This is a genomic window from Pseudomonas sp. Je.1.5.c (assembly GCF_051129895.1).
Classification (GTDB): domain Bacteria; phylum Pseudomonadota; class Gammaproteobacteria; order Pseudomonadales; family Pseudomonadaceae; genus Aquipseudomonas; species Aquipseudomonas urmiensis.
Genome location: NZ_JBCPSP010000031.1, coordinates 43,737 through 68,478, shown reverse-complemented (window position 1 = coordinate 68,478; position 24,742 = coordinate 43,737). Strand labels below are relative to the sequence as shown.

The 24,742-nt window shown below is 63.9% G+C and carries 24 protein-coding genes and 1 pseudogene; 9 read left to right on the top strand and 16 right to left on the bottom strand.

All coding sequences use genetic code 11. The features are described 5' to 3' along the window. The 4 genes and pseudogenes from AAZU54_RS20035 to AAZU54_RS20020 form a co-directional block, all read left to right on the top strand. Nucleotides 1-1,190 (top strand): annotated as a pseudogene (locus AAZU54_RS20035) (T6SS effector BTH_I2691 family protein); the annotation flags it as partial. Beyond that, nucleotides 1,187-1,999 (top strand): DUF6708 domain-containing protein, encoded by an 813-nt coding sequence (locus AAZU54_RS20030; RefSeq protein ID WP_434727566.1) that lies wholly within the window; start codon nt 1,187-1,189, stop codon nt 1,997-1,999. The pseudogene AAZU54_RS20035 and the gene AAZU54_RS20030, both read left to right, overlap by 4 nt. A gap of 132 nt (nt 2,000-2,131) precedes the next feature. Next, nucleotides 2,132-4,132, top strand: a complete 2,001-nt coding sequence (locus AAZU54_RS20025) for a peptidase U32 family protein (RefSeq protein ID WP_186553245.1) — start codon at nt 2,132-2,134, stop codon at nt 4,130-4,132. Nucleotides 4,133-4,400: 268 nt separating this feature from the next. Beyond that, nucleotides 4,401-6,521 (top strand): TonB-dependent siderophore receptor, encoded by a 2,121-nt coding sequence (locus AAZU54_RS20020; protein WP_434727565.1) that lies wholly within the window; start codon nt 4,401-4,403, stop codon nt 6,519-6,521. A 39-nt stretch (nt 6,522-6,560) separates the two neighbouring features. On the opposite strand, the gene AAZU54_RS20015 is transcribed toward AAZU54_RS20020, so the two are convergent. Then, nucleotides 6,561-7,472 (bottom strand): polyprenyl synthetase family protein, encoded by a 912-nt coding sequence (locus AAZU54_RS20015; protein WP_186553247.1) that lies wholly within the window; start codon nt 7,470-7,472, stop codon nt 6,561-6,563. 183 nt (nt 7,473-7,655) lie between these two features. Here AAZU54_RS20015 and fni point away from each other — a divergent pair, with 183 nt between their 5' ends. From fni to AAZU54_RS19990, 5 genes are read left to right on the top strand one after another with little or no spacing between them, the layout of a single operon-like run. After that, complete coding sequence (gene fni / locus AAZU54_RS20010; protein ID WP_186553248.1) at nt 7,656-8,702, top strand: type 2 isopentenyl-diphosphate Delta-isomerase; 1,047 nt, start codon at nt 7,656-7,658, stop codon at nt 8,700-8,702. Next, nucleotides 8,699-9,973 (top strand): glycosyltransferase, encoded by a 1,275-nt coding sequence (locus AAZU54_RS20005; protein WP_434727564.1) that lies wholly within the window; start codon nt 8,699-8,701, stop codon nt 9,971-9,973. Before fni ends, AAZU54_RS20005 begins: the two co-directional genes overlap by 4 nt. Then, nucleotides 9,970-11,136 (top strand): lycopene beta-cyclase CrtY, encoded by a 1,167-nt coding sequence (gene crtY, locus AAZU54_RS20000; protein ID WP_434727563.1) that lies wholly within the window; start codon nt 9,970-9,972, stop codon nt 11,134-11,136. Before AAZU54_RS20005 ends, crtY begins: the two co-directional genes overlap by 4 nt. Further along, a complete protein-coding gene (locus tag AAZU54_RS19995) occupies nt 11,133-12,623 on the top strand; it encodes a phytoene desaturase (RefSeq protein WP_312155308.1) in 1,491 nt (496 codons plus the stop codon). Before crtY ends, AAZU54_RS19995 begins: the two co-directional genes overlap by 4 nt. Continuing rightward, a complete protein-coding gene (locus AAZU54_RS19990) occupies nt 12,620-13,606 on the top strand; it encodes a phytoene/squalene synthase family protein (protein ID WP_434727562.1) in 987 nt (328 codons plus the stop codon). Before AAZU54_RS19995 ends, AAZU54_RS19990 begins: the two co-directional genes overlap by 4 nt. On the opposite strand, the gene AAZU54_RS19985 is transcribed toward AAZU54_RS19990, so the two are convergent. The 15 genes from AAZU54_RS19985 to AAZU54_RS19915 form a co-directional block, all read right to left on the bottom strand. Beyond that, nucleotides 13,488-14,048 carry a sterol desaturase family protein gene (locus AAZU54_RS19985; RefSeq protein WP_434727561.1) on the bottom strand — a complete coding sequence of 187 codons (561 nt, stop codon included), beginning with the start codon at nt 14,046-14,048 and terminating at the stop codon, nt 13,488-13,490. The genes AAZU54_RS19990 and AAZU54_RS19985 overlap by 119 nt on opposite strands. A 217-nt stretch (nt 14,049-14,265) precedes the next feature. Continuing rightward, a complete protein-coding gene (locus tag AAZU54_RS19980) occupies nt 14,266-15,102 on the bottom strand; it encodes a CsgG/HfaB family protein (protein ID WP_186553254.1) in 837 nt (278 codons plus the stop codon). A 34-nt stretch (nt 15,103-15,136) separates the two neighbouring features. Then, a complete protein-coding gene (locus tag AAZU54_RS19975; RefSeq protein ID WP_186553255.1) occupies nt 15,137-15,565 on the bottom strand; it encodes a curli assembly protein CsgF in 429 nt (142 codons plus the stop codon). Then, on the bottom strand, nt 15,562-15,957 hold the full coding sequence (gene csgE, locus AAZU54_RS19970; RefSeq protein ID WP_186553256.1) for a curli production assembly/transport protein CsgE: 396 nt from the start codon (nt 15,955-15,957) through the stop codon (nt 15,562-15,564). The genes AAZU54_RS19975 and csgE overlap by 4 nt, the downstream gene beginning before the upstream one ends. Further along, complete coding sequence (locus AAZU54_RS19965; protein WP_434727560.1) at nt 15,954-16,481, bottom strand: type II secretion system protein; 528 nt, start codon at nt 16,479-16,481, stop codon at nt 15,954-15,956. Before AAZU54_RS19965 ends, csgE begins: the two co-directional genes overlap by 4 nt. Next, nucleotides 16,456-16,830 carry a type II secretion system protein gene (locus tag AAZU54_RS19960; protein ID WP_186553258.1) on the bottom strand — a complete coding sequence of 125 codons (375 nt, stop codon included), beginning with the start codon at nt 16,828-16,830 and terminating at the stop codon, nt 16,456-16,458. Before AAZU54_RS19960 ends, AAZU54_RS19965 begins: the two co-directional genes overlap by 26 nt. A 5-nt stretch (nt 16,831-16,835) precedes the next feature. Continuing rightward, on the bottom strand, nt 16,836-17,309 hold the full coding sequence (locus AAZU54_RS19955; RefSeq protein WP_264234625.1) for a type II secretion system protein: 474 nt from the start codon (nt 17,307-17,309) through the stop codon (nt 16,836-16,838). Continuing rightward, nucleotides 17,306-19,183, bottom strand: a complete 1,878-nt coding sequence (locus AAZU54_RS19950; RefSeq protein ID WP_186553260.1) for a secretin N-terminal domain-containing protein — start codon at nt 19,181-19,183, stop codon at nt 17,306-17,308. Before AAZU54_RS19950 ends, AAZU54_RS19955 begins: the two co-directional genes overlap by 4 nt. Beyond that, nucleotides 19,180-19,698 (bottom strand): hypothetical protein, encoded by a 519-nt coding sequence (locus AAZU54_RS19945; protein WP_405129890.1) that lies wholly within the window; start codon nt 19,696-19,698, stop codon nt 19,180-19,182. Before AAZU54_RS19945 ends, AAZU54_RS19950 begins: the two co-directional genes overlap by 4 nt. Next, on the bottom strand, nt 19,695-20,249 hold the full coding sequence (gene pilO, locus AAZU54_RS19940) for a type 4a pilus biogenesis protein PilO (protein ID WP_186553262.1): 555 nt from the start codon (nt 20,247-20,249) through the stop codon (nt 19,695-19,697). The genes AAZU54_RS19945 and pilO overlap by 4 nt, the downstream gene beginning before the upstream one ends. Beyond that, entirely contained in the window at nt 20,236-20,778 is a 543-nt protein-coding gene (locus AAZU54_RS19935) for a pilus assembly protein (RefSeq protein ID WP_186553263.1), read from the bottom strand. The genes pilO and AAZU54_RS19935 overlap by 14 nt, the downstream gene beginning before the upstream one ends. A 1-nt stretch (nt 20,779) precedes the next feature. Beyond that, the gene (locus AAZU54_RS19930) at nt 20,780-21,562 is read right to left on the bottom strand and encodes a hypothetical protein (protein WP_404690742.1); all 783 of its coding nucleotides are present in this window, start codon (nt 21,560-21,562) and stop codon (nt 20,780-20,782) included. After that, nucleotides 21,543-23,249 carry a GspE/PulE family protein gene (locus tag AAZU54_RS19925; RefSeq protein WP_405129893.1) on the bottom strand — a complete coding sequence of 569 codons (1,707 nt, stop codon included), beginning with the start codon at nt 23,247-23,249 and terminating at the stop codon, nt 21,543-21,545. The genes AAZU54_RS19930 and AAZU54_RS19925 overlap by 20 nt, the downstream gene beginning before the upstream one ends. A gap of 69 nt (nt 23,250-23,318) precedes the next feature. After that, nucleotides 23,319-23,852 carry a response regulator gene (locus AAZU54_RS19920; RefSeq protein ID WP_312156050.1) on the bottom strand — a complete coding sequence of 178 codons (534 nt, stop codon included), beginning with the start codon at nt 23,850-23,852 and terminating at the stop codon, nt 23,319-23,321. A 240-nt stretch (nt 23,853-24,092) separates the two neighbouring features. Then, complete coding sequence (locus AAZU54_RS19915; protein ID WP_186553267.1) at nt 24,093-24,734, bottom strand: SurA N-terminal domain-containing protein; 642 nt, start codon at nt 24,732-24,734, stop codon at nt 24,093-24,095. Nucleotides 24,735-24,742 lie beyond the last annotated feature (8 nt).

Here is a 24,742-nt window from a genome sequence, read left to right as displayed (position 1 = left end):
GGGTCGCGGGAAGCTGGGAGTTGCTGCTGGCCATGGGCGGGCTGTACCTGCTCAGTGACAGCCTGGAAAAGAACATGCAAAAGGCCGAGGCCGAAATTGGCGATAAGTCCATGGAAGCCTGGCTGGCGTTGCAGGGCTCCAGCTTGGCGATACTCGGAGGGAGCGTTGAAACGGTCGGGTTGATTGTCCGGCAGAGCGCTTTGCAGGTTCAGAAAAGCGCGGCGTTGGCGGCGGCCGGGGCATCAGGTGCAAGCTCGGGGGTAGCGGTGGGCCACTCGTTGGTTAGAGTGGGCGCGATAATAAGTGCGGTGACGGGATTATATGACTCTGCCCAGGCAAGCCTAGCAGTGAAACGCACTCTAGCTAATGGAGAAAACTTAGTAATAGCTGCATATATGTTAGCCGGCTTCCTATCTGCCGCTGGAACCTACTTTTCAACAGCCGCCGTTTCTAGCCAGTTATTGCTAGGCCCGCTGGGCATTGCAATAGCTCTTAGTATAACGGCTTACAGCGCTATGAAATGGGCTGAACAAAACGAGCCTACCCCCTTGGAGCGCTGGGCCAAGCGATGTTATTTCGGGGAAGCCAACGAGACTCCCGTCATTCACTGGAACAGACCCGAGCATGCCGACATCGCTTTTGCTGAACTCAATGCGGCCACGCTAGGGCTCCTCACTCACCTGGAGTTCAAAACCCTAAGAGCAGACCCAACAATAAGTTCGAAAATTGGAGGATTGGCAAGTTTAGCTACACAGCGGCATATCAAATTCAGAATCATTTTACCTGGCTTTGACGAGACTAGGTCCGCCTATCACTGGACGCTCACTGTGCATCGCCACGGAGACGGCCTCTCGCCCGACTACACGGGGGGAGAAACTATTATCAGCGGTAAATTTCATCCTTTACCGGACTCTACGACTGCCTTGAGACAGGCTTCGCTGCGAGCCTCCCAGCTTCCAAAATTCCCTGATTACAAAAAAGACAGCATCGTGGTGAATAAAATTAGACACCAAGCCGGCACTGCAAAAAGCGGGTATTTCTATCATGAAGACCTCAGCGGCAGCATCGAACTTAACCCCGATCTCGGCAAGCACAATATCTTAGCTGCAACCCTGTCCGTGATCTATTGGCCCGACCGTGCAATTTCTGACGCATACGCAGAAATAGTTTTAGAGCGAAAAAACTCATGAACAGCCCAAAAAAATACCACCCTCGTCGCCCTCTAGGATGGAAGTACGACCTACCTAGACCCAATGAAACTCCAACTTTGCGCATTGATACAGATGCTTTAAAGCTCTCGCCCAACCATGTCAACCTCGTCTATCTCGAGCTACCCAGATCAACATTGAGAATGAGAGGCATAGGTGTTATTGGCGGTAGTTTCATGCTTCTCTACCTCACAGCCACATTGTTATTCATCGCTTATATTCTCCTTATAGACACATTCGAACCAGGCTTCGCTCTCATATTTATTGGAGGCGGCGCCATCCTTTACTGGCCAATTATCCCCACCATACGAATGGACATTCAACTCCCCCGCGACGAACCCATCCGCTTCAACCGGCTACGGCGCAAAGTCTATTTCTACCAATACCACTTTGACCGACTCCACCTATTCAGCCGCCAACGCTGGGGTATCCGCCCAGTTGTCTACGACTGGGATGACCTGATCGCCGAAGCCTGCAGCGTATACGCACCGATGGGCAATGGCGGTCTAATCGAAAACGTCGTGATTTCGGTGATCAAGCCCGGCACTGAAGAGGTAATCGACCGCCTGTTCTTCACCCACGATATCGAGCTAGGAAAGCAGTACTGGGCACTTGCTCAGTTGTTCATGCAACAAGGCCCCCAGGCCCTGCCCGAGTTCGTCCACCCACCCCGAGACTGGAACGATGATTCACAATTAAGCCCGATTCACTGCATCGCCCCAAAGGTTCAATGGCCGACAGCGATCGATATTGAGTCGCGCACAGCGCCAGCCGCTGACGACAGCCGGTAAGCCATTGCAGCGACAGACCTTTCCCACAACAGGGCCGGTCACAGTGCCCCACCGGGCAGCCCAAGGGTGCCGCCAAGCCATTTCACCGCTACAATGCGCGCCTAAACCGTGACAGCCCGAAAATATAACGACATGTCCCTGCCAAAGAATCACCTGGAACTGCTCAGCCCTGCCCGCGACGTGGCGATTGCCCGCGAGGCCATCCTGCACGGCGCTGATGCCATCTACATCGGCGGCCCTAGCTTCGGCGCGCGCCACAATGCCTGCAATGAAGTCGGCGAGATCGCCGAGCTGGTGGAGTTCGCCCGGCGTTACCATGCGCGGGTGTTCACTACCATCAACACCATCCTTCACGACAACGAACTGGAACCTGCGCGCAAGCTGATCCATCAGCTGTACGACGCCGGGGTCGATGCGTTGATCGTCCAGGATCTGGGGGTGATGGAGCTGGATATCCCGCCGATCGAGCTGCACGCCAGCACCCAGACCGACATCCGCACCCTGGCGCGGGCCAAGTTTCTCGACCAGGCCGGTTTCTCCCAGCTGGTTCTGGCCCGTGAGCTGAACCTGCAAGAAATCCGCACCATCGCCAGCGAAACCGATGCAGCCATTGAGTTCTTCATCCATGGCGCCCTGTGCGTGGCCTTCTCCGGCCAGTGCAACATCTCCCACGCCCAGACCGGGCGCAGCGCCAACCGTGGCGATTGCTCGCAAGCCTGCCGCCTGCCCTACACCCTCAAGGATGATCAGGGCCGGGTAGTGGCGTTCGAGAAGCACCTGCTGTCGATGAAGGACAACAACCAGACCGCCAACCTGCGCGACCTGGTCGACGCGGGCGTGCGCTCGTTCAAGATCGAGGGCCGCTACAAGGACATGGCCTACGTCAAGAACATCACCGCTCACTACCGCAAGGAGCTCGATGCGATCCTGGAAGACCGCCCGGCCCTGGCCCGCGCCTCCAGCGGCCGCACCGAGCACTTCTTCCTGCCCGATCCGGACAAGACCTTCCACCGCGGCAGCACCGACTATTTCGTCAGCGAACGCAAAATCGATATCGGTGCCTTCGACTCGCCTACCTTCACCGGCCTGCACGTGGGCGTGGTGGAAAAGGTCGGCAAGCGCGACCTGCAAGTGGTCACTGAAGTGCCGCTGAGCAATGGCGATGGCCTCAATGTGCTGGTCAAGCGCGAAGTGGTGGGCTTCCGGGCCAACATCGCCGAGCCCAAGGGCGAGTTCGAGGAAGATGGCCAGAAGCGTTACCGCTACCGCGTCGAGCCCAACGAGATGCCTGACGGCATGCACCGCCTGCGCCCGAATCACCCGCTGTCGCGCAACCTCGATCACAACTGGCAGCTGGCGCTGCAGCGCACCTCCGCTGAGCGCCGCGTGGGCGTGGCGTGGAAAGCACAGCTGCGCCAAGCGCGCCTGGAGCTGAACGCGACCAGTGAGGAAGGCGTCAGCGTCAGCGTTGCCCTGGATGGCCCGTTTGGCGAGGCCAACAAGCCGCAGCAGGCACTAGAGCAACTGCATGACCTGCTCGGCCAGCTGGGTACCACCCAGTACCACGCCACTGCCATCGAGCTGGATGCGCCGCAGGCGTTCTTCATCCCCAACTCGCAGCTCAAGGCCCTGCGCCGCGAGGCGATCGAGGCGCTGACCGCAGCACGGGTCAAGGCTCACCCTCGTGGCGGGCGTAAAGCCGAGACCACTCCGCCGCCGGTGTATCCGGAGTCGCACCTGTCGTTCTTGGCCAACGTCTACAACCAGAAGGCCCGCGACTTCTACCATCGCCATGGCGTGCAATTGATCGACGCGGCGTACGAGGCCCACGAGGAACACGGCGAAGTTCCGGTGATGATCACCAAGCACTGCCTGCGCTTCTCCTTCAACTTGTGCCCCAAGCAGGCCAAGGGCGTGACTGGCGTGCGTACCAAGGTGGCACCGATGCAGCTGATTCAGGGCGATGAAGTGCTGACCCTGAAGTTCGACTGCAAGCCCTGCGAGATGCATGTGGTAGGCAAGATGAAGTCGCACATCATCGATCTGCCGACCCCAGGCAGTGGTGTGGCGCAGGTGGTTGGGCATATCAGCCCGGAAGACCTGCTCAAGACCATCGTGCGCGCGCCGCACTGATTGCTGCGCTGTCAGCGCGGACCTCATCGCGAGGCGAGCCCCCGCACCACCAAGCACAACCCAAGCCTGCACAAGCAGCCGCACAGGCCCCTGGACACATCGTCCAGGGGCCTGTGCGGCTGCATTGAGCCCATTTTGTCTCATTTGATATTTGCTATGTGACCGGACGCGGAATTTTGGTACGACGGTACACCAAATACCACTGTAAATGATAATTGCTACCAGATATGATCCGAGCCCTCTCCCACCCCCAAGGATCGTATCGTCCATGCGTCGTGCGTTCGTTTCACTCTGCCTTCTCAACGCAGTCTCCCCAGCGGTCCTGGCAGAATCGTCAGCCGCCCAGCCGGTTGAGCTGCAAGCGGTCAATATCGATGCGGCCAGCGAGCGCGAACGTGCCGATGGACCAGTGGTTGGCTACCGGGCCACGCGCTCGGCGAGTGCGACGCGCACCGACACCGCGCTGCATGAGACGCCGCAGTCGATCAGCGTGGTGCCCCGCGATGTCCTTGAAGACACCGCAGCCACCCGCTTGCAGGATGCCCTGGATTACGCCGGCGGCGTCGGCCGGGCGAACAATTTCGGCGGCCAGGGCCTGACCACCGTGACCGTGCGCGGTTTCACCACCGGTGAGTACTACCGCAACGGCTTCCCGATCAACCGTGGCTACCCGAACGCGCCCGATGCCAATACCGTCGAACGGCTGGAGGTGATCCGTGGTCCGGCCACCAGCCTGTACGGCCGTGGCGACCCTGGCGGCACCTTCAACGTGGTCAGCAAGCAACCATTGGCCGAACCCAGGGTGACCCTGGGCAGCCAGGTCGACGACCATGGCATGCAGCGCGCCACCCTCGATGCCAGCGGGCCACTGAGCGAGGACGGCCGCCTGGCCTACCGGCTCAACATGCTTGGCGAGGGCGGTGAAAGTTTTCGTGATGATGTCGACAGCGAGCGCTATGACGTCGCACCGGTGCTGAGCTGGCAGGTCAGCGATAGCACCAAGATCGTCTTCGAGGGCGATTTCATGCGCAACAACCACCCGCTCGACCGCGGGCTGACCCGCTATCCGACCCAGCGCGGCAGCGCCTCGCGTGATACCAACATCTGGGAGACAGGCAGCGACAACCTGCTGCACAACGACAACAACATGGCCCAGCTGCGCTTCGAGCATCTGCTCAACGACAACTGGACCCTGGCCGGCGGCATGCAGTGGCTGGACGGCACCCTCGAAGGCAATGCCGTCGAAGCCAAAGCCTTGCAGGCCGACGGGCGCACCCTGGGGCGCAACTTCAACTACCGCAAACTGCAATGGAGTGACCGCGACTACCAGCTCAACCTCACCGGCCATTTCGACACCGCAGGTTTTGCCCACACCCTGTTGACTGGCATCGAGTACGAGGATTACCACTACCAGTCGATCATCCAACGCTCGGCCGCAGGTGCCGGTGCCTACCCGATCGACCTGTTCGACCCGGTATTGGGCCAGCCCCGCCCGGCACTGAGCCGCACCACCACCCATGATCAGGAACACCTCAAGACCTGGGCGGCGTTCATCCAGGACCAAGTAGCGCTAACCGAGCGCCTGAAGCTGTTGGCCGGGGTGCGTCTGGAGCGTTTCGAGCACGACTACGACAACTACCTGCCCAACACCCAGGGCTGGCAAGCGGCAGACAACGCAGTGACGCCGCGTTTTGGCGTGATCTATGACCTGACCGACAGCCTTGCCGTGTACGCCAACACCGCACGCTCGTTCAAGCCCAACAGCGGTGCCAGCCGCCAGGGTGATGGTTTCGACCCGGAGAAAGGCAAGTCATATGAGTTGGGCGTCAAGTGGCAGGCCCTGGACCAACAACTGAGCATCGATGCGGCGGTGTACCACATCGTCAAACAGAACGTGCTGGCCAACGACCCGCAGGATGATGCTTACAAGATTGCCGCAGGCGAAGTGCGCAGCCGTGGCCTGGACATCAATGTCGCCGGCAACCTCACCCCTGAGTGGCGGGTGATTGGCGGTTATGCCTATGTCGATGCCGAGGTCACCAAGGACACCAGCCTGTCCACCGGCACCCGCCTGGCCAACATTCCGCGCAACAGCTTCAGCCTGCTCAATACCTATGAGTTCCAGGATGGTCTGGCCAAAGGCCTGGGCTTGGGCGTGGGGGTCAAATACGTCGATGATCGCGCCGGCCAGACCCAGGCGCAGACTTACACCATGGAGCAGTACAGCGTGGTCGACCTGTTGAGCTTCTACCAGCTCAATGAGCATGTGCGGCTGAACCTGGATGTGAAGAACCTGTTCAACAAGGGCTATGACGAAGGCGCGTTCAACACCTACGTCTACCCGGGTGCGCCGCGCACGGTGCAGGCGGGGATTGCCTATACCTTTTGAAAGTGGGGCCGCAAAGCGGCCCTTCGCGGGAGCAGGCCCTCAAGTTCGCCCTGTTTCAACACAACCAAACACCCGCCGCACCAGGCTGGCCAGGGCCTGCTCGCCCATGAACGCCTGGTCAAGGCACTGCTCGGCACAGCGCAAATGCGCCAACAAACGTTCGCGGGTCGCGGTCTCGCCGCACACGGCGACCAGGGTCGATTTACCCGCATCCTTGCCCTGATCCTTGCCTGTGCCAGGGTCGTGATCGCGCAGGTCGTCATACAGCTGAAACGCCTGCCCCAGCTCACCAGCAAAATGCAGCAAGGCCTCACGCACCGCTTGCGGTGAGTCAGCGATCTCACACGCCATCTGCATGATCGCCGCAAACAGCACCCCGGTCTTCAGCCGGTTGGTCTCGGCGATCTGCTGCGCGCTACGTGGCTGGCTGCCTTCGCGCAGGTCCTGCAACTGGCCTTTGACCAAGCCTTGCGCACCAATCGCTTCGGCGAGGATCGACACCAGGCGAGTACGCGTCGCCGCCGGCAGGGTTTCGATCCCTGCGACCAGGCCGAACGCGCGCGAGAGCAAGGCGATGGCGGCAAGGATCGCCACGTCTTCGCCAAAAGCCAGGTGCAGCGTAGGCCGACCTCGTCTGAGCGCCGCGTCGTCCATGCACGGCAGGTCATCCAGTACCAACGATGCGGCATGCACCATTTCCACCGCACAGCCCAGTTCCAACGCCGCGTGTGGGCATGCCCCCAGGCCCTCGGCGCTGAGCAGGAGCATCAGCGGTCGCAGGCGCTTGCCCGGAGCCAAGGTGCTTTCGCGCATGGCGGCAGCCAGCAGGTCACGTTCCTGGCCTGCCGGCAGCAGCTCATCCAGCCGGGCCTGCAGCGCACGCTGCAAGGCGGCGATATGCTCAGTGAGGCCGGTATCGGCGGCCGGGAGCGGTGGTGCGATGGTCGTCATCCTTGCCTCTTCTGCTCAGCGCGGCACCAGGGCCGCAGGTGAAATGGAACGACTGCCAGCAGTCGTGGCCTGACGCTATAGCGTTTTTTGAGCTTAGCTGTACAAAGCGACTAACGTTGTACAACTTAACGTTAAGCAATGACCCCGCTTGCCCTTCAATGATTCCCAGGCACCGGAGCCGGCATGAAGAAAAGCTTCCTCAGTCAACGCAAGGACGACCACCTGGACATCGTGCTGGCGCCTGACCCAGCGCAGTTACGCCAGGATCCAGGCTTCTCGGCGATCCGCTTCGAGCACTGCGCCCTGCCTGAACTGGCCCTGGACGAAATCGACCTGAGCAGCTCGCTGCTGGGCATCGCCCTGCGCGCGCCATTGCTGATCAGCTCGATGACCGGTGGTGCCGAGCGCGCCCGCTTCATCAATCAGCACCTGGCCGAGGCCGCGCAAGCACTGGGCATCGCCATGGGCGTCGGCTCGCAGCGGGTCAGTTTGCGTACCGGGCATGACCAAGGGCTGACCGGCGAGCTGCGCCGCTTGGCGCCGGATATCCCGTTGCTGGCCAACCTGGGCGCCGCCCAGTTGAGTGAGGCAGATGGCCTGGACCTGGCGCGCCGGGCCGTCGACAGCCTGCAAGCGGACGCGCTGATCATCCACCTCAATCCGTTACAGGAGGCGGTGCAGCCAGAGGGTGATCGCGACTGGCGCGGGGTGCTGGCACGGATCGCGGCGCTGACTGGCGAGTTGCCGGTGCCGGTGATCGTCAAGGAGGTCGGCGCCGGAATCTCGCCGACGGTGGCCCGCGCGCTGGTCGAAGCCGGCGTGCGCATGATCGATGTGGCCGGCGCCGGCGGCACCAGTTGGGCTGCGGTCGAGGCGCGCCGGGCGCAAACCGACGCCGATCGCGCCGTGGCGATGGCCTTCGCCGATTGGGGCATTCCCACGGCGCAGTGCCTGTTGGCTGTACGCCGAGCCTTGCCAAATGTGCCGCTGATCGCCTCTGGGGGCATTCGTGATGGCATCGATGCGGCCAAGGCGATACGCCTGGGCGCCGACCTGGTCGGTCAGGCGGCCGGGGTGTTGATGGCTGCCACCCAGTCCAGCGACGCGGTGGTGGAGCATTTCGATATTGTCCTGCGCCAGTTGCGCATTGCCTGTTTCTGTACCGGATCGCGCAATCTGCTCGAGCTGCGTCGGGCGCGGCTGCTGGGCAACCAGCTGGACCTGCCATGAGCCATTTCGCGGTGGTAGCGCCGCCCTACCCTAGCCATTTCAAAGCGCTGCAAGCGCTGGCCGGGACGTTGCTGCAGCGCGGCCACCAGGTGACGTTTTTTCATCAGTGCGACAGCCAGCGCTGGCTCGACGATGCGCGCATCGCCTTTTGCCCGGTAGGCCTGGACCAGCGGCCTGCCGGTAGCCTCGATCAGGCGCTCCAGCTGGCCGCCAATCCCAGCAACCCCTGGCGTCTTCGCCGGCTGATCCGCCAGTTGGCAGAAACCAGCGCCCTGCTCTGCGCGCAGCTACCGGCGGCGCTGCAGCAGCAGCGCATTGACGCGGTGCTCAGTGACCAGATGGAGCCGGCCGGCGCCTTGGTCGCCGAGGCGCTGCACTTGCCCATGGTATCGATTGCCTGCGCCTTGCCCATCAATCGTGAAGAGGGGGTGCCGTTACCGGTAATGCCGTTCAAGTACGCCCACGACCGACGCAGCCAACGGCTGTATCAGGGCAGCACCGATGTGCATGACTGGCTGATGCGGCCATTGACCCAAGTGCTGGAAACTGCCGCACAGCGCCTCGGCCTGCCCCCGCGCGGGGGCCTGCAAGATTACCTCTCGCCCTTGGCGCAGATCAGCCAGACCCTGGCAGGCTTCGACTTTCCGCGCCAAGCCTTGCCCGGGCATTTTCATGCCGTCGGCCCATTGCGCAACAGCGAACCACAGGCGCCTGGCGCTTGGCCGCTCGATCCGCACAAACCCGTGGTGTTTGCCAGCTTGGGCACCTTGCAAGGCCACCGCTTCGGCCTGTTCGCGCGCATTGCCCGAGCCTGTCGCCTGCTCGATGTGCAACTGCTGATCGCCCATTGTGGCGGGCTCGATGTACCGCAACAGGCGCGCCTGCTGCAAATGGGCGCGGCGGTGGTCACTGATTTTGCCCCACAGCAGTGGGCGGTGCGCCGCGCCGACGTGGTGATCAGTCATGGCGGGCTGAACACCGTGATGGATGCGCTGGGCGCGGGGACGCCGCTGCTGGTGTTACCGATTGCCTTCGATCAACCTGGGGTGGCGGCGCGCGTGGTGTATCACCACTTGGGCCTGGCGCTGTCACGGCGGGCCGGGGTCAGCGCGATTGCCGCAGCCTTGGCGCATCTGCTGGAGCAGCCGATGCCCGGCCTGGCGCCGCTGCAAGCCGAGCTGGCCCAGGCTGGCGGCGTTGGCTTGGCTGCCGATATCATCGAGACGGCCGTGCGTACCGGGCAGCCTGTGCTGGCGCAGGCACCTTTATGAGCCATGACCTGATCCTGGCTGGCGGCGGCCTGGCCAATGGCCTGATCGCCTGGCGCCTGCGTCAGCTGCGACCCGAGCTGGATGTAGTGTGCCTGGAACAGCAAGACAGCCTTGGCGGCAACCATACCTGGTCGTTTCACCAGCACGACCTCGACCACCAGCAACAACAGTGGCTGCAGCCGCTCGTGGTCAAGCGCTGGCCGGCCTATCACGTGCACTTTCCACAGCTGTCCCGCAGGCTGCAAAGCGGCTATGCAAGCATCACCAGCGAGCGCTTTGCCCAGATCATCACGCCAGTGCTCGGGCCGGCCCTGCGTACCGGCTGCCAGATCCAGGCGCTGGGGCCCAGCCATGTGCGCCTGGACACTGGCGAGCAGTTGCAGGCGCGGATTGTCATCGACGGTCGCGGCGCGCAGCCCAGCAGCCAGCGAATCTTGGCCCGGCAGGCGTTTCTCGGCCAAGTGCTGCGCCTACGCCAGCCACATGGCCTGCTGGCACCGATAGTGATGGATGCGCGCGTGGCCCAGGGCGCAGGCTATCGATTCGTCTATGTCCTGCCGTTCACTGCCGACACCCTGTTGGTTGAAGACACTCACTACGTCGAGCGTGACCCGCCCGCGCCCGAGCTGCTACGGGCCAACATTGCCGATTACCTGCAGGCACACGGCTGGGCAGTAGCGCAAGTGCTGCGTGAAGAACAGGGCGTGTTGCCGATTACCCTGGCCGGCGACTTCCCCCGCTGGTGGGCCGAACAAGGCGATCAACCGCTGTCGGGCCTGCGTGCCGGGTTGTTTCATTGCACCACCGGTTATTCGCTGCCCGAAGCGGTGCGCCTGGCCGACTGGTTAGCGACCCAACCGCTCGATGATGCCGCCCAGCTGTCGCACAACCTCAAGCACTACCTGAGTGATCGCTGGCATGACCAAGGCTTCTACCGCCTGCTCAATCGCATGCTGTTCCTGGCCGGTCGGCCAGAACGGCGCTGGCAGGTGCTGCAGCGTTTCTATCAGCTTCCAGAGGCGCTGATCGCCCGTTTCTATGCTGGACAAAGCACCTGGCGCGACCGCCTGCGGCTGCTCTCGGGCAAGCCGCCGGTGCCTGTCGGGCAAGCCCTGCGCGCGGCACTGCGCCACTCCCCCCGGCACTACGAGGAGCCACAATGAGCCAAGCGAAAACAGCACTGGTTATCGGCGCAGGCCTGGGCGGCCTGGCCCTGGCCATTCGCCTGCAAGCCGCCGGGGTTAATACGACGCTGCTGGAAAAGCGTGACCAACCCGGTGGCCGCGCCTACGTCTACCGCGACCAGGGTTTCACTTTCGATGCCGGGCCCACGGTGATCACCGACCCCACGGCGATCCAGGCGCTGTTCACCCTGGCCGGCAAGCCGATGGCCGATTATGTCGAGCTACTGCCAGTCAGCCCGTTCTATCGGCTGTGCTGGGAGGATGGCACCTGCTTTGACTATGGCAACGACCAGGATGAACTGGAGCGCCAGATCCATGCCTTGGATGCCGCTGACGTGGCTGGCTACCGGCGCTTTCTGGCCTACTCCAAGGCGGTGCTCGATGAGGGCTATATCAAGCTCGGGGCGGTGCCGTTCCTGTCATTTCGCGACATGCTTCAGGCCGGCCCACAGCTGGCGCGGTTGCAGGCTTGGCGCAGCGTCTATGCCATGGTGGCACGCTTCGTGGGTAACGACAGGCTGCGTCAAGCCTTGTCATTCCATGCCCTGCTGGTGGGCGGCAACCCGTTCGCTACCTCTTCGATCTACAGCCTGATCCATGCCCTGGAGCGGCAGTGGGGGGTATGGTTTGCACGCGGTGGCACCGGCGCCCTGGTGCAGGGGCTGGTGAAACTGTTCCAAGACCTGGGCGGAACCTTGGAGTTGAATGCCGACGTCGCCGCTTTCGACGTCCAGGCTGGCCGCCTGAGCGGTGCCCGCAGCCACGATGGCCGGTACTGGCAGGCTGATGCCGTGGCCTCCAATGCCGATGTGGTGCACACCTACGCCGAACTGCTCGGCGCGCATCCGCGTGGTCAGCAGGAGGGCCGACGGCTCAAGGGCAAACGCTTTAGCAACTCGCTGTTTGTCGTGCACTTTGGCCTGAACCGTCCGCAGCCACAGCTGTGCCATCACACCGTGTGCTTCGGGCCGCGCTATCAGGCGCTGATCGATGAAATTTTCAGCGGACCGGGGCTGGCCGAGGACTTTTCGCTCTACTTGCATAGCCCCTGCGCCACCGACCCCAGCCTGGCGCCGCCGGGTTGCTCCAGTCATTACGTGCTGGCACCGGTGCCACACCTGGGCAACGCGCCGGTCGACTGGGAGATGGAGGGCCCGCGCTACCGTGATCGGATCCTGGCGTATCTGCAGCGCTACTACATGCCGGGGCTGCGCGAGTCACTGGTGACCTGCCGCACCTTCAGCCCGCTGGATTTTCGTGACCAGCTCAATGCGCACGTGGGCTCGGCGTTTTCCCTGGAGCCGATCCTGACCCAGAGCGCCTGGTTCCGCCCGCATAACCGCGATGCGCAGTTGAGCAACTTGTATCTGGTGGGTGCCGGCACCCACCCTGGCGCCGGCGTGCCCGGGGTGATTGCCTCGGCCAAGGCCACCGCTGGGCTGATGCTGGAGGATCTGCACCGATGAGCCACGACCCCTTGCTGGCCCACGCCGAACGCAGTATCGCCGTCGGCTCAAAGAGTTTCGCCGCCGCCGCGCGCCTGTTCGACGCCAACACCCGCCGCAGTGCGATGCTGCTATACGCCTGGTGTCGGCACTGCGACGATGTCATCGACGGCCAACAGGCCGGCCACGAGGCTAGCGTGCAAGCTCCAGCACTGGCCCTGCAATGCCTGCTGGAGCTGCAAGTGCAGACCGATGCCGCCTGTCGTGGTGCACCGGTTGAGCAGCCGGCGTTCGCCGCCTTGCGCGAAGTTGCCAGGCAACATGGCATTGCGCGCCAGGAGGCATTCGACCTGCTGGCCGGCTTCGCCCAGGACGTTGCCGGCGAGCATTACCGCAGCCTGGATGAGACGCTGGGCTACTGCTACCACGTGGCCGGCGTGGTGGGCCTGATGATGGCGCGGGTGATGGGCGTGCGTGACCCGGCAGTGCTCGACCGCGCCTGCGACCTGGGCCTGGCCATGCAGTTGACCAACATCGCCCGCGACATTGTCGCCGATGCCCAGGTCGGGCGCTGCTACCTGCCTGAGCAATGGCTGGAGGAGCTCGCCATCCCCCGTGACAGGCTGACCGATAAGCGCTATCGCCGCAGGTTGGCGCAACTGGCGCAACGCCTGGTCGATCACGCCGAGCCTTACTACCTCAGTGCCCAAGCCGGGTTACCGGCGCTGCCCTGGCGCTCGGCGTGGGCGGTGGCGACAGCGGCGCTGGTGTATCGGCAGATCGGGCTAAAGGTGCGCAAGGCAGGCGCCGATGCCTGGGATGGCCGGCTGTCGACTTCGAAATGGGAGAAACTGTGCGCTGTCGCTGGCGGCCTGTGGCGCGCCCTCAGTTGCCGCCTGCGTCGTTACCCAGTACGCGACCCTGGGCTGTGGGCGCGGCCTCACTCGACGCCCGCAGCGGCCCGCCATGACGCGCCCGCAACTGTGCCCGCAGACGGTCGATAGGCGGCGCGTAGAGAAAACCAAACGATACGCAACCTTGCCTGCCCTGCACCGCATGGTGCATCAGGTGCGCCTGGTACAAGCGCTTGAGGTAGCCCCGGCGTGGCACCAGGCGCAGCGGCCAGCGGTGATGCACCAGGCCATCGTGGGCGATGAAGTACAAGGCGCCATAGGCCGTCATGCCAGCGCCGATCCATTGCAGCGGATACCAGCCGAGGTTGCCCAGGGCGATCAGCACGATGGCCAGGCTGGCGAACACCAGCGCGTACAGATCGTTCTTTTCGAACCAGCCTTGGCGTGGCTCATGGTGCGAGCGATGCCAGGCCCAACCGAAGCCATGCATGATGTACTTGTGGGCGAGGTAGGCCACCGCTTCCATGGCGGTGAGGGTCAGCAGGAAGATCAGCAGGCTGGTGAACATGGCGGGTACTTCCAAAAAAGTCATTTGCACAGTCTGGCTGCTTTCTATGGAGTCTGCAGGTGATGACTTGTTCCTTTGCTGTATCAGTTCGGGCCTCATCGCGGGGCAAGCCCCCTCCCACCTGAGAAAAGCCCAAAACCCACATGCGTGGGACCGGGCTTGCCCGCTCCCACGTGAGCAAAGCCGAACACCGACTGGCGTGGGAGCGGGCTTGCCCCGCGATGAGGCCGGCAAGGCCACCTCACTGTTGCTGGTACTGGCTCAGGTACTTGTCCACCGTCGCTTTATCACCACTGCCTTCGACCTGCCACAGGCGCCGCTCGATACCCTGGGCCAGCAAATGCCCCACCGCCGCCTCGATCGCCGAGAGCACACACAGTTGGGCCGGCTCGTTGGTGGTGTAACCGACCTCGGCTTCGAGCAGCTTCTTGAACTCGATGAACTTGAACACCCCGGCGCTGCGGCCGACCGAGTAGATGGTCTTGCTGGTCATGACGTTGGCCAGTACCTGGCCGGTGCGCACGTCGACCGCGCGCAGGTTGACCGTGACCTGGTCGACCCGGTACTCACGGGAGATGTCGATGCCCAGGTAACGCGCCCCCTCGCCGCCGCTGCGCACGTTGGTGTCGTAGGCGATGATGCCGCCTTCGAGCATCAGGTTGGCGGCCTGCAGCGGTGGCAGTTCGCTCTGGATGTTGGGCGCAACGTCTGGCTTTTTCTGCGAGGCGCGGATGATCTTGCGCTCGGTCAACAGGTTTTGCAGGCCTTCGCGTTCCAGCACCACGAACCAGCCACTGGCGCTCAGGGCGTCCATCAGCATGCTGGCCGCGCCCTGGGTGACGCTGGTCGAGAAAGAGCTGGCCGGGGTCGGTTTGTATTGCCCGGTCTGGTCGCGAAAGCCATAGACCACCGCCATCAGCCGGCCCTTGGGCCGGGGCATGTTGATCAGGTCGTAGTAGGTCGAGGCGCGCGGGGTCAGGGTGGGCGAATCGGTGTCTTGTTCGGCGGGCATCGGTTCGCGCAGGCCGCAGCCTTGCAAGGTGGCGAGGATCAGCAGTGTGCTCAGCAGACGTTTCATGGTCGTTCTCCCCTAAATGCTAGTCCCGTCCCTCTCAGGGGTTCAGGCCGCTGACCTCAATGATCGAAACTTCACCGGTCGCCCGATCGGTGACCTTGATGCTCAAGGCCCCGGAATCGTCGATGACGTCGATGAGGAAGGTGTCGGTGGACATACTGCCGGTGTTGCCGTTGCTGATGTTGTCGAGCAACTGCGAGAGCATCCGCGACTCCAGTTGGTTGGTGAACCGCTCCAGGGCCGAGGTGCCGGCGAACGAGGTGCGATCCTTGAGGTCCGGGTCGTCATAGTCGTTCTGCGCCTGGGCGTTGTTGAGCAGCCAGGTGCCATTCAACGGGTTGCCACCGAACGCTGGGTTGACCGGGGTGTAGACCAGCTCGGTGGCCTGCGCCTGGCTGGCCAGGACACCTGCCAGCAGGCTGGCGGCGAGGCCACGTAGAAGCTGCTGTGGAATGTGCTTGCTCATAGCTCGTCCCTCTCCAGATCGGTGGTGTCCTGCAGCAGGCGTTGCAACTTGCGTTGGATGATCTGCTGCTTGACCAGGTCGGCGGCCGCGACGGCCTCATCGGTAAGTTGGGTGGTGTTCGGGGGTAGGAAGCGCCGGTACAGCACGTCGCTTTCAAACTCCACGGTCACCAGGCTGCCCCAGCGGGCGTCCGGGCGTTCGCGCACCACCAGGTTGAAGTCCAGGCGGCTGGTGGCGCGCAGGCGCTCGGTGAAGGCGTTGTAGAAGTCGTGGCCGATGTGCGAGATGGTGTTGTCGACGATAAAGCCCATCATCTCGTCCTCGGGGCCGGCATTGGCCGCGCCGTGGTTGAGCAGCAGGCACAAGGCCAGGACGAACGTTCTGCGGTTCATGGCGCATCTCCCTGGGCGCTGGGCCGACGCTCGCCGTTGCCACCTTCGGCAAAGGCCTGCTCGGCAACGAACTGCCAATCGCTGTAGTGTTCAAGGCCCTCGAAGGCCGACCATTGGGCATCGAAGCCGCTGCGTTTGAGCGGGGCGGCATCGGCGCGGCTGTGCACACCGGTGATGCGCCCGTCGATCGAGCGCAGCAGGCCCCATTCCTCGCCGACGGCAATCGGGTCGGGATACAACCTGCGGATATGCCGCTTGGCCGTGGGGAAGCGGTTGTCTTCGAGCAAGTCGTTGAGATCTTGCGGGTACTGGGCCAGGCCCGGGGATGCGCGGTAGTAGCTGCGCAGGGCCTGGGCGTACTGGCCGCCAACCCAGAGCAATTGCCGCTCACGCTCACGCAGGGCGCTGGTCGACCACAGGTTGCCGGTAGCGGCCAGGGCCATGCTGCTGATGGCGATCAGCAGCAGCACGCCCAGGTAGGTGAAGCCGGCGCAGGCCTTACCACTCTGCATAGAGGCTGCCATCACGCGCCCTCCCGGTTGCACCGCTCTTGATGTCCGCCACGCCGCCGGGCACGCCCTCTGGTGGTGGCACCAACTGCCAGGCATCGCTGCGCTCGGTGATCGGATCGACTGGGGTGTTGCGCAGGTAGCGCTGCTCGACCAGTTGCTCGAGCGATTCGGGGTAGCGGCCGGTGTCGCCGTAGTAGTGGTCGAGCGATTCGCGCAACACCGCCAGGCTCTGGCGCAAGGTGGCCTCGCGCGAGGCATCCAGGCTGTTGAAGTAGCGCGGCATGGCGATGGTCATCAGGGTGGCGATGATCGCCATCACTACCAGCAACTCGATCAGGGTGAAGCCTTGGCTGCGTTTCATGGCCGTCACCATTGCCCGTAGGGGATGCTGTTGAGGCCCTTGCCGCGGGCCTTGGAATACACGTCGAAGACGTCTTCGCCATCGCGTGGGTTGTCGGCGCTGCTGTCGTAGGCGCGCAGGCCCCAGCCACCCTGGTCGTCGTCCTTGACCGCCAACAGCGGGTCATGTGGGATGCGCCGCAGGAAATAGAACTTGGCGCCCTTGGCGCTGCGCACATCGCGCACGCCATCGACCAGCACTTGCAGGTTGGGCGGATAGCCGCTGGCATTGAGGCGCTTTTCGATGTAACCGGCGTCGAACGCACGCTTGTAGGCATCGATGGCATCGCGAATCTGGTACAGCGCTTCGCGCAGCTGCTGCTCCTTGCCGCGCCGTACCACGGTCTCGGTCAGTGGTGCGGCCATGGCGGCGAGCATGCCGAGCAGGGCCAGGGTCAGCACCACCTCGATCAGGCTGAAGCCGCGGGCTTGGCGTTTCATGGCTGGACAGCCCGGTTGGCCGGGACCACGGCCATCTGGCCATTGACCAAGGGCGCCTCGGCGGGCGCATCGCCCGGTGCATCGCTAGGCAAGGCGCTGGCCGGTAGCGGCTGGGCCAATTGCCGCACTTGCAGGCTCGACTCGGTGCCGGTGGCGAACTCCATGTCCGAGGGGCTCTGGTACGGCAGGTTACGCACGATCCGTGGGGTGATCGCCAAGACCAGCTCGGACTTGGTCATGTCGTCCTTGTTGCTGCCAAACAGCCGGCCCAGGCCGGGGATATCGCCAAGCCCGGGGATCTTGTTGCCGCTGGCGTTGTGGTCGTTACGCACCAGGCCGGCCAGTACCTGGGTTTCGCCGTCGTGCAGGCGCAGGCTGGTCTGCGCGTTGCGGGTGTCGACCTGGACCGGAATGGTGCCTTGGCGGGTGGCCTCAAGCGGCGTGGCATTGCTCACTTCCAGCGCCACTTTGATTGCCACTTCGTTGTTCAGGTGCACGGTGGGCTGCACTTCGAGCTTCAAGCCGACGTCCAGGTAGGTGATGCTCTCGGTGATCACTGGGCCTTGGGTCGAGGGCACCGACGTGGCGCTGATGATCGGCACCCGCTGGCCAATGTGAATGCGCGCCTGCTCACGGTTACTGACCCGAATCACAGGGCTGGCCAGGGTGTTGATGTCTTTGTCCTGGGCGTTGATCTTGGCTTGCGGCGCCGGGGCGATGCTGATGCGGCTGGAGTTGATCCCGCGCAGCTGGTCGAGCACGCTGACCGATTTGCCTTCACTGGTGAGCAGTCCGAAGGTGTTCGGCCATTGCAGGCCCAAGTCGAGGATCCGCGAGCGGGCCACTTCCATCACTTCGACTTCCAGCACCACTTCAGGGTTGGACTGATCCTGCGATTGCAGCAGTTTCTCGGCCATGCGCACGGCGTCGGGCGTGTCGCGCATGGTCAGGGTATTGAGGCGCTCGTCAACGAACACGTCGCGCGTCTTGAGCATGGTCTTGACCATGTTCATCGCGGTGTTGGCATCGATGCTGGTCAGGTAGAAGGTGCGCATGACCAGTTCCTGGTAGTCCTTGGTCTTTTGCGGCGAGTCGGGGTAGATCAGCAGGGTGTTGTCGTTGACGATCTTCTGGTGCAGCTGGTTCTGCTCCAGCAGCAGGGCCACGGCGTCCTCGATGCGCACATCGCGCACGAAGATAGTGGCTTTCATTTCCGGACGCAGGTCTTTGTCGAAGATGAAGTTGATCCCGGCGACCTGGGCCAGGACCTCGAAGATGGTCTTCAGGTTAGCGTCACGAAACTCCAGGGTCACCGGCCGTTCCAGCTTGCTGCGCAGTTGCGGGAACGGCTGCGCAGTGCGCGCCTGGACGTTCTCGATGTCGCTGCGCAGCATGATGCCCTTCTGGTTTTGCGGATCCAGGCGCAGCACGTCACGCACGATACGCTCGGCGCCGAACAGGTCGCCCTGGCGCAGCGAGGCCTGGCCCAGGGCGATGCGGTCTTCGAGGGTGCGCATCAGCTCGATCTGGCGAATGCCTTCCTGGGCGCGGCGGTTGTTCGGCTCGAAGGTCAGCACCCGGCCGTAGCCCATGCGGGCGCCGGCAAAATCATGGCGGCTGCGGTCACTGTCGGCCTGGGTCAGCAAGGCCTCGACCGCCGCCTGGCGGCCATGGGCCAGGGCGATGTTCAGCTCGGTGTCGCGCGGGTCTTCGCGCAGGGCATCTTCCAGGCGAGCGATGCCGGCCTCGTACTGGCCCTCCTTGAACAGCGCATCGCTGTCTTTGCGCACCGCGCTGGAGCCGCACCCGGCCATCGCCACGCACAGCGCCAGGAGCAGGAATGGAGCAGGCTTGCACAACTTCGAAGGCTTCATGGTGCGCTCCCGACAGACAGGGTCTGTGGCTGGTGCAGTGGCAGGTAGACCAGGCTCAGCTCGGTGGCCGAGACGTGATCGAGGCGGTAGGTGTCGTCAATCACGTCGCCTTGGCGCACGACGTAGAGCTTTTCGCCGCTCTGCAGAAAGATCTGCAAGTCGTCGCGATCGCCGATGCGACCGATGAACTGGAACGGCAGCATGGGCGCCATGGGGGCGGCGGCAGCGACCGGGGTGTGCTGCGCCGGTTGCTCGGTGACCGTGGCCAGGGTTTGCGCTGCGCTCCAGCGCTGTACCGGGAACAGATCGCGTGATGGCTTGCCCGCGGCCTTATCGCCGGGCACGCTCGCCGTCACGCGCCGGTCCGTTGCCCGCTCGGCAACGGGGGCGCGGGCTTGCCCGGCCAGGGTTTCAACGCTGTCTTGGGTCTGGCCAAACCAGCGCCCAGGCGCCCAGGCCAATGCCGCGCTCAGGCCAAGAAAGCCAATCCATATCGCCGTGCGCTTGCTGTTCATGACGACCTCGACAGGTAAAGGGTCATGCGCAGGCGACCATTGAGTTCGCTGTCACCGATGCGCTTGCGCTGCAGCTCCAGGTCTTCGAGCACCAGGGTCGGCAGTTGCCCGAGCAGGGCCTGGAGGAAGCCGCGAATCTGTGGGTAGCTGCCGCGCACCGGCAGGACGATCTGGTAGCGCGCCAGCTGCGTCTTGGGGTCGACGCCCAGGGCGTATTCACCGCGCGCCAGGCTGATGCGCTCGGCACTGGCCAGGCGGTACAGGCGCTCGATCAGCTCGCTGGCCTGCGGTTGGCCTGGCAGTTGCTGGCGCAGGGTGTCCAGCGCCTGCTGTTCAGGCTTGACGGCAATTTTCAGCTCGCCGCGCTGCAAACGCTGGACCTGCACGCTGGCGTCGGCTTCGTTGGCGCGCAGTTCGCGCACCGCTTGCCACTGCGGCAGTACGCTGGCCACGCCGAACACCAGGGCAACGCCACTGACCAGCAGCGCGCCGAGGCCAGCGCGACCGAGGCGGCGCGCCTGTTCATGCAGGATCAGGCTAGGGACGCGCATGGCCGATCTCCCAGGTGGCGGTAAGGTTGAAGCGCACCGGGTGCTCAGGCTGGCCGGCGACCACTTCGTGGTTGAGCAGCGACACATCGCGCAGCTCGGCGCTGCGTTCCAGGCGCTGGTGGTACTGCAGCATCGCTTCCAGGTCGCGCGCTTCGGCGGCGATGCGCACCTGGCCCTTGCGCGCGTCCGGGGTGATGGTCAGGAGCGCGACGTCTTCCTGCGGCATCGCTTCGAGCATCGCGAACAGTTGCTCCCACGGCCGTTGCAGCTGCTGCGAGACGTTGCGCATCTGCGCCAGTTGCTCGGCCTGTTCGCGGCTGGCGGCGCTGCTCAGCGGCGCGGCGGTAGCGGGTCGGCGGCCAAGCTTGAGCTCAAGGTTGTGCACCCGCGCCTCCAGGTCGACTTGCTCGCTCTGCAACTGCTGCTGCACCAGCAACAGCAGCGCCAGCACTGCGCTGCCCAAGGCCAGCAGCGACCAGGCCAACGCGCTGCTGCGCCGGGGTTGGAATTCCAGATCGAGGCGGCGCATTTCAGGCCACCGCCCGCCACATGGCGCACAGCGGGTCGCTGTCGCCTGCGCTCTGGCACAGCTGCACGGCGGCCAGCTGGGGTACATCGCTGCGCCCTGGGGCATGCAGGTAGATGCGTGGCAGATGCTCGCCGTACAGCTCGCAGGTGCGTTCGATCAGCGCTTGCAGGGCCTGGTCAGTGTCGGCGCAACCCTGGGCCAGGACTTGCTGCCAGGCGCCGCCAGCAGCCAGCAACAGCACACTGCGCCGGGGCTCGGCGAGGACGAACAGGAAGTCGCCCTGCTCCAGCTGGGCGCTGCAATGGTTGTAGGCGGCCATCAGGTAGGGTTGAACCGAGCGCAGGCCCAGCCGGCGCTCCTTGGCCAAGGCTTGCAGCCCTTGCATCAGTGCTTGCGGCAGCGCCGTGGCGATCCGCGCAGCGCCGGCAGCTTCGGGCGAGAGGACGATGCGCCAGTCATCCAGCGACTGCCCGTAGAGGTTCTCGAAGCACGCCCGGGCGTAGGCATCGAGTTCGCGGGGGTGGCCGATGGCATCGCTCCAGGGCACCAGGCAGAAGCGGCTGTAGCGCGCCGACAGCAGTACCCGCAGCTGCGCGCCGGGCAGCGCGTGCTCGCTGAGCAGCGCGTCCAGCGCTTGCAAGGCAGGTGCCCAGGCCGGTTGCGTGGCATCGCAGGTAAAGCCGCGGCTGCCCAGCCATTGATGTTGGTTGGCGTGCCAGCGACCCAGGCCGACACCCTCAGCGCCGAGTACGGCGCAATAGCGATCAGGCGATAAATGTGACACGGTTGATCTCCTCAAGCGTGGTACGGCCCTCGCGGACCAGGTCCAGGGCGGATGCGCGCAGCAGGCGCAGGCCGCGTTGGCAAGCCAATGCCTTGATCTGCGCCAACGGGCGGCGCTCGACGATCATCTGGCGCAGGTCGTCATCCAGGTGCAGCAACTCGGCAATCGCGTTGCGGCCGCGATAGCCACTGCCGCGGCACTGGCCGCAGCCTTGGGCGCGAACGAAGTGCCACCCGCTGACCGCCTCGCGGCTAAGCCCGGAGACCGCCAGCAGCTCATCGTCCGGCTCGCAAGCCACTGCGCAGTGCGGGCAGGCCAGGCGAATCAGACGCTGGGCGAGCACAGCGTTGAGCGCGGAGACGAAGCTGTAGGGGTCGACCTGCATCTGGCTGAAGCGGCCGATCACATCGAACACGTTGTTGGCGTGGATGGTGGTGAACACCAGGTGCCCGGTGAGCGCCGACTGCACGGCGATCTGGGCGGTGTCGGGGTCGCGGATCTCGCCGACCAGGATCTTGTCCGGGTCATGGCGCAGGATCGAGCGCAGGCCGCGGGCGAAGGTCAGGCCTTTTTTCTCGTTGACTGGAATCTGCAACACCCCCGGCAACTGGTACTCGACCGGGTCTTCGATGGTGATGATCTTGTCTACACCATGGTTGATCTCGCTGATCATCGCGTAGAGGGTGGTGGTCTTGCCGCTGCCGGTGGGGCCGGTGACCAGGATCATCCCGTAGGGCTCGCTGGCCAGTCGGCGCAGCGCACGCAGGGTCTGCTCCTGAAAGCCCAGGGCTTGCAGCTGCACACCACTGACCTTGTCCGACAGGTCTTGTTTGTCGAGCACCCGCAGCACCGCGTCCTCACCGAAGATGCTGGGCATGATCGAGACGCGGAAGTCGATCTGCCGCTCGCCCACCGCCACCTTGAAGCGGCCGTCCTGGGGTACGCGTTTTTCACCGATGTCCAGTTCGGCCATGACCTTGATGCGCGAGATCACCTGCTCGGCAAAGGCGCTGCCGCTGGCTTTACCGGCGCCGTTGAGCACGCCGTCGATGCGGTACTTGATGGTCAGGCCCTGGCCGGTCATGCCCAGGTGGATGTCGCTGGCATGTTGCTTGAGGGCATCGTAGAGGGTCGAGTTGACCAGCTTGACCACCCGGCTCTGGTCTTCGCTGATGCTGGTCAGCGACAGCCGTTGCAGCGGGTCGGCCTCGCTGCCGGGTTCGCCGTCCTGGTCCATGGCGTCGACGGCGTGGAAGCTTTCTTCGTGGCGGGCCAGGAACGCTGCCAGGTCGGCGGCGTGAGCCAGGTACAACGCGGCGCCTTGCAGGTTATCGTCGATCCAGGCCAGGCGGGCATGATCGAAGGGGTCGGCGAACACGCCGATCAGTTCGCCTGCCTGTTGGACCAGTACGAACTCGTGCTTCAGGCACTGGGCCAGGCTGACCCGCTCGAACACCGGGGTGCAGGCGAACAGGCTGGGGCTGTCCAGAAGCGGGTAATGCAGGGTGTGGGCCAGGCGCTGGGTGAAGGTGGCCGGGGCATCGTTGCACAGCCGTTGCAGGCAGTTCAGCAGGCGTTCTTCACCGGCTGCCAGGCGGGCCTGGGCGAGCAGTTCACGGGGGAAGCTGACGATCTGCAGCGCCGGATCTGGATGCTCGGGTGGGCTCTGCTCAAGTACATCGGACATGGCCTGCGACTCCGCTCAGGGGCGCGTCGCAGGTTGGCTCGGTGGGGACCGGGGTGGCCGCGGGCGCCGCTATTCCCCGGTGAGCAGTTGGTCGTCGTCAGGTCCAGGAGGTCGTGCGCCATGACGGCGGCGGTCGGCCAGTACCCAGCTTCCATCGAACAACTGCATGGGGAACGTATCGTTCCTGTTCTGGCGTCGTTCGACGAAACCTTCGGCCGGGTTGTCGCTTGCCCTGCGCTGGCGCTCTACCCCGGTCAGGTCGGAGACTGCGCGGGCCAGTTCCACCAAGGGGAACGGCTTGAACAGGACATGGGTGACGCCAAGTTCGGCGGCCCGCTCACGGACCTCGGCGGTCGGGTGGGCGGTGATCAGCACGAAATGGCACTGCCTGTTCCTGCGCACGGTCTCCAGAACCTGAAACCCCTCCATGTCGGGCAAGCGGTAATCCAGCACGATCACATCGGGTTTGAGCTTCTCAGCCTGCTCAATACCGCTGAAACCGTCGTGGGCAACATCAACTTCCAGGCCTTGCGCTTGCAGATACGCCTGCAAGTTCAGCGCGAGGGTCTGCTCGTCATCGACTACCAATACTCTGTTCACCAAGGTCGACTCCCAAGAACTACCCGGTTTCCCGGTCTGCGAAGTGCGGCCTTGTAGAGGCTTGAGCAGGCTTCGTGCCAGGCATGAAAGGTCATGTTGAACCACTGTAAGTCTTTGATTTTGCTAAGCCATCCAGATACCCAAGAAAACACCCGAGCACCCAGTTCCCCACAACCGGGGAGCTTGATGGCACTTTGCCCAGAGATATGTCCCCACACTTGGGGAAATCTATGCCAGAGCGTATCAGTCTGCGCGCTCGACGTGGGCCGATTCACGCAAACGTTGGCGTACCGTTTGCCGCGCCTGGGCGCTGAGCTGTTCGGCGAGCGCGAGCCTGGCCATCTGCAGGCCCTGTTCTGGTATGACAGAAGTGTTATCACTTTGGTTCTGCGCTCCTTGCAGTCTTTCTCGATTGGCCTGGTAGAAAGCGTGGACGTCAGCCTCGGACGGCGCCGCTACCGCGCTCAGCTGCGCGTAGACGCGCTGGGCAGCCATTTCGTGACGAGTGTAGTCGGCAAACTCTGCCCGATTAAAGCCCGCCTCGCCCAGCCGCCGCTCGAACACCACAGGGCTGCCGAAGGCCTGTTCCAGTTGGCCGATGTGCGCCGAAACCTGTTCATCGCTGACGACGATGCCGCGCCGCTGCGCCTCCTGCCAGAGCAGCTCCTTGTCGATCAGCTCATCCAGGGCCTGGTCGCGCAGGCGCTTGTACAGGTTGGGGTTGCGGATACTGCTCAGCGCCCGCCCCTGGGCCTGCAGGTACTCGCTGAAATAGCGCTCCAGGCGCATGACGCTGATCTCGACGCCATTGACCCGCGCGGCGGCAAGGTCGGCCCAGCTGATCGGGGTGATCCCCAATAACAGGCACAGCAAGACGATACGCATGGCAACCT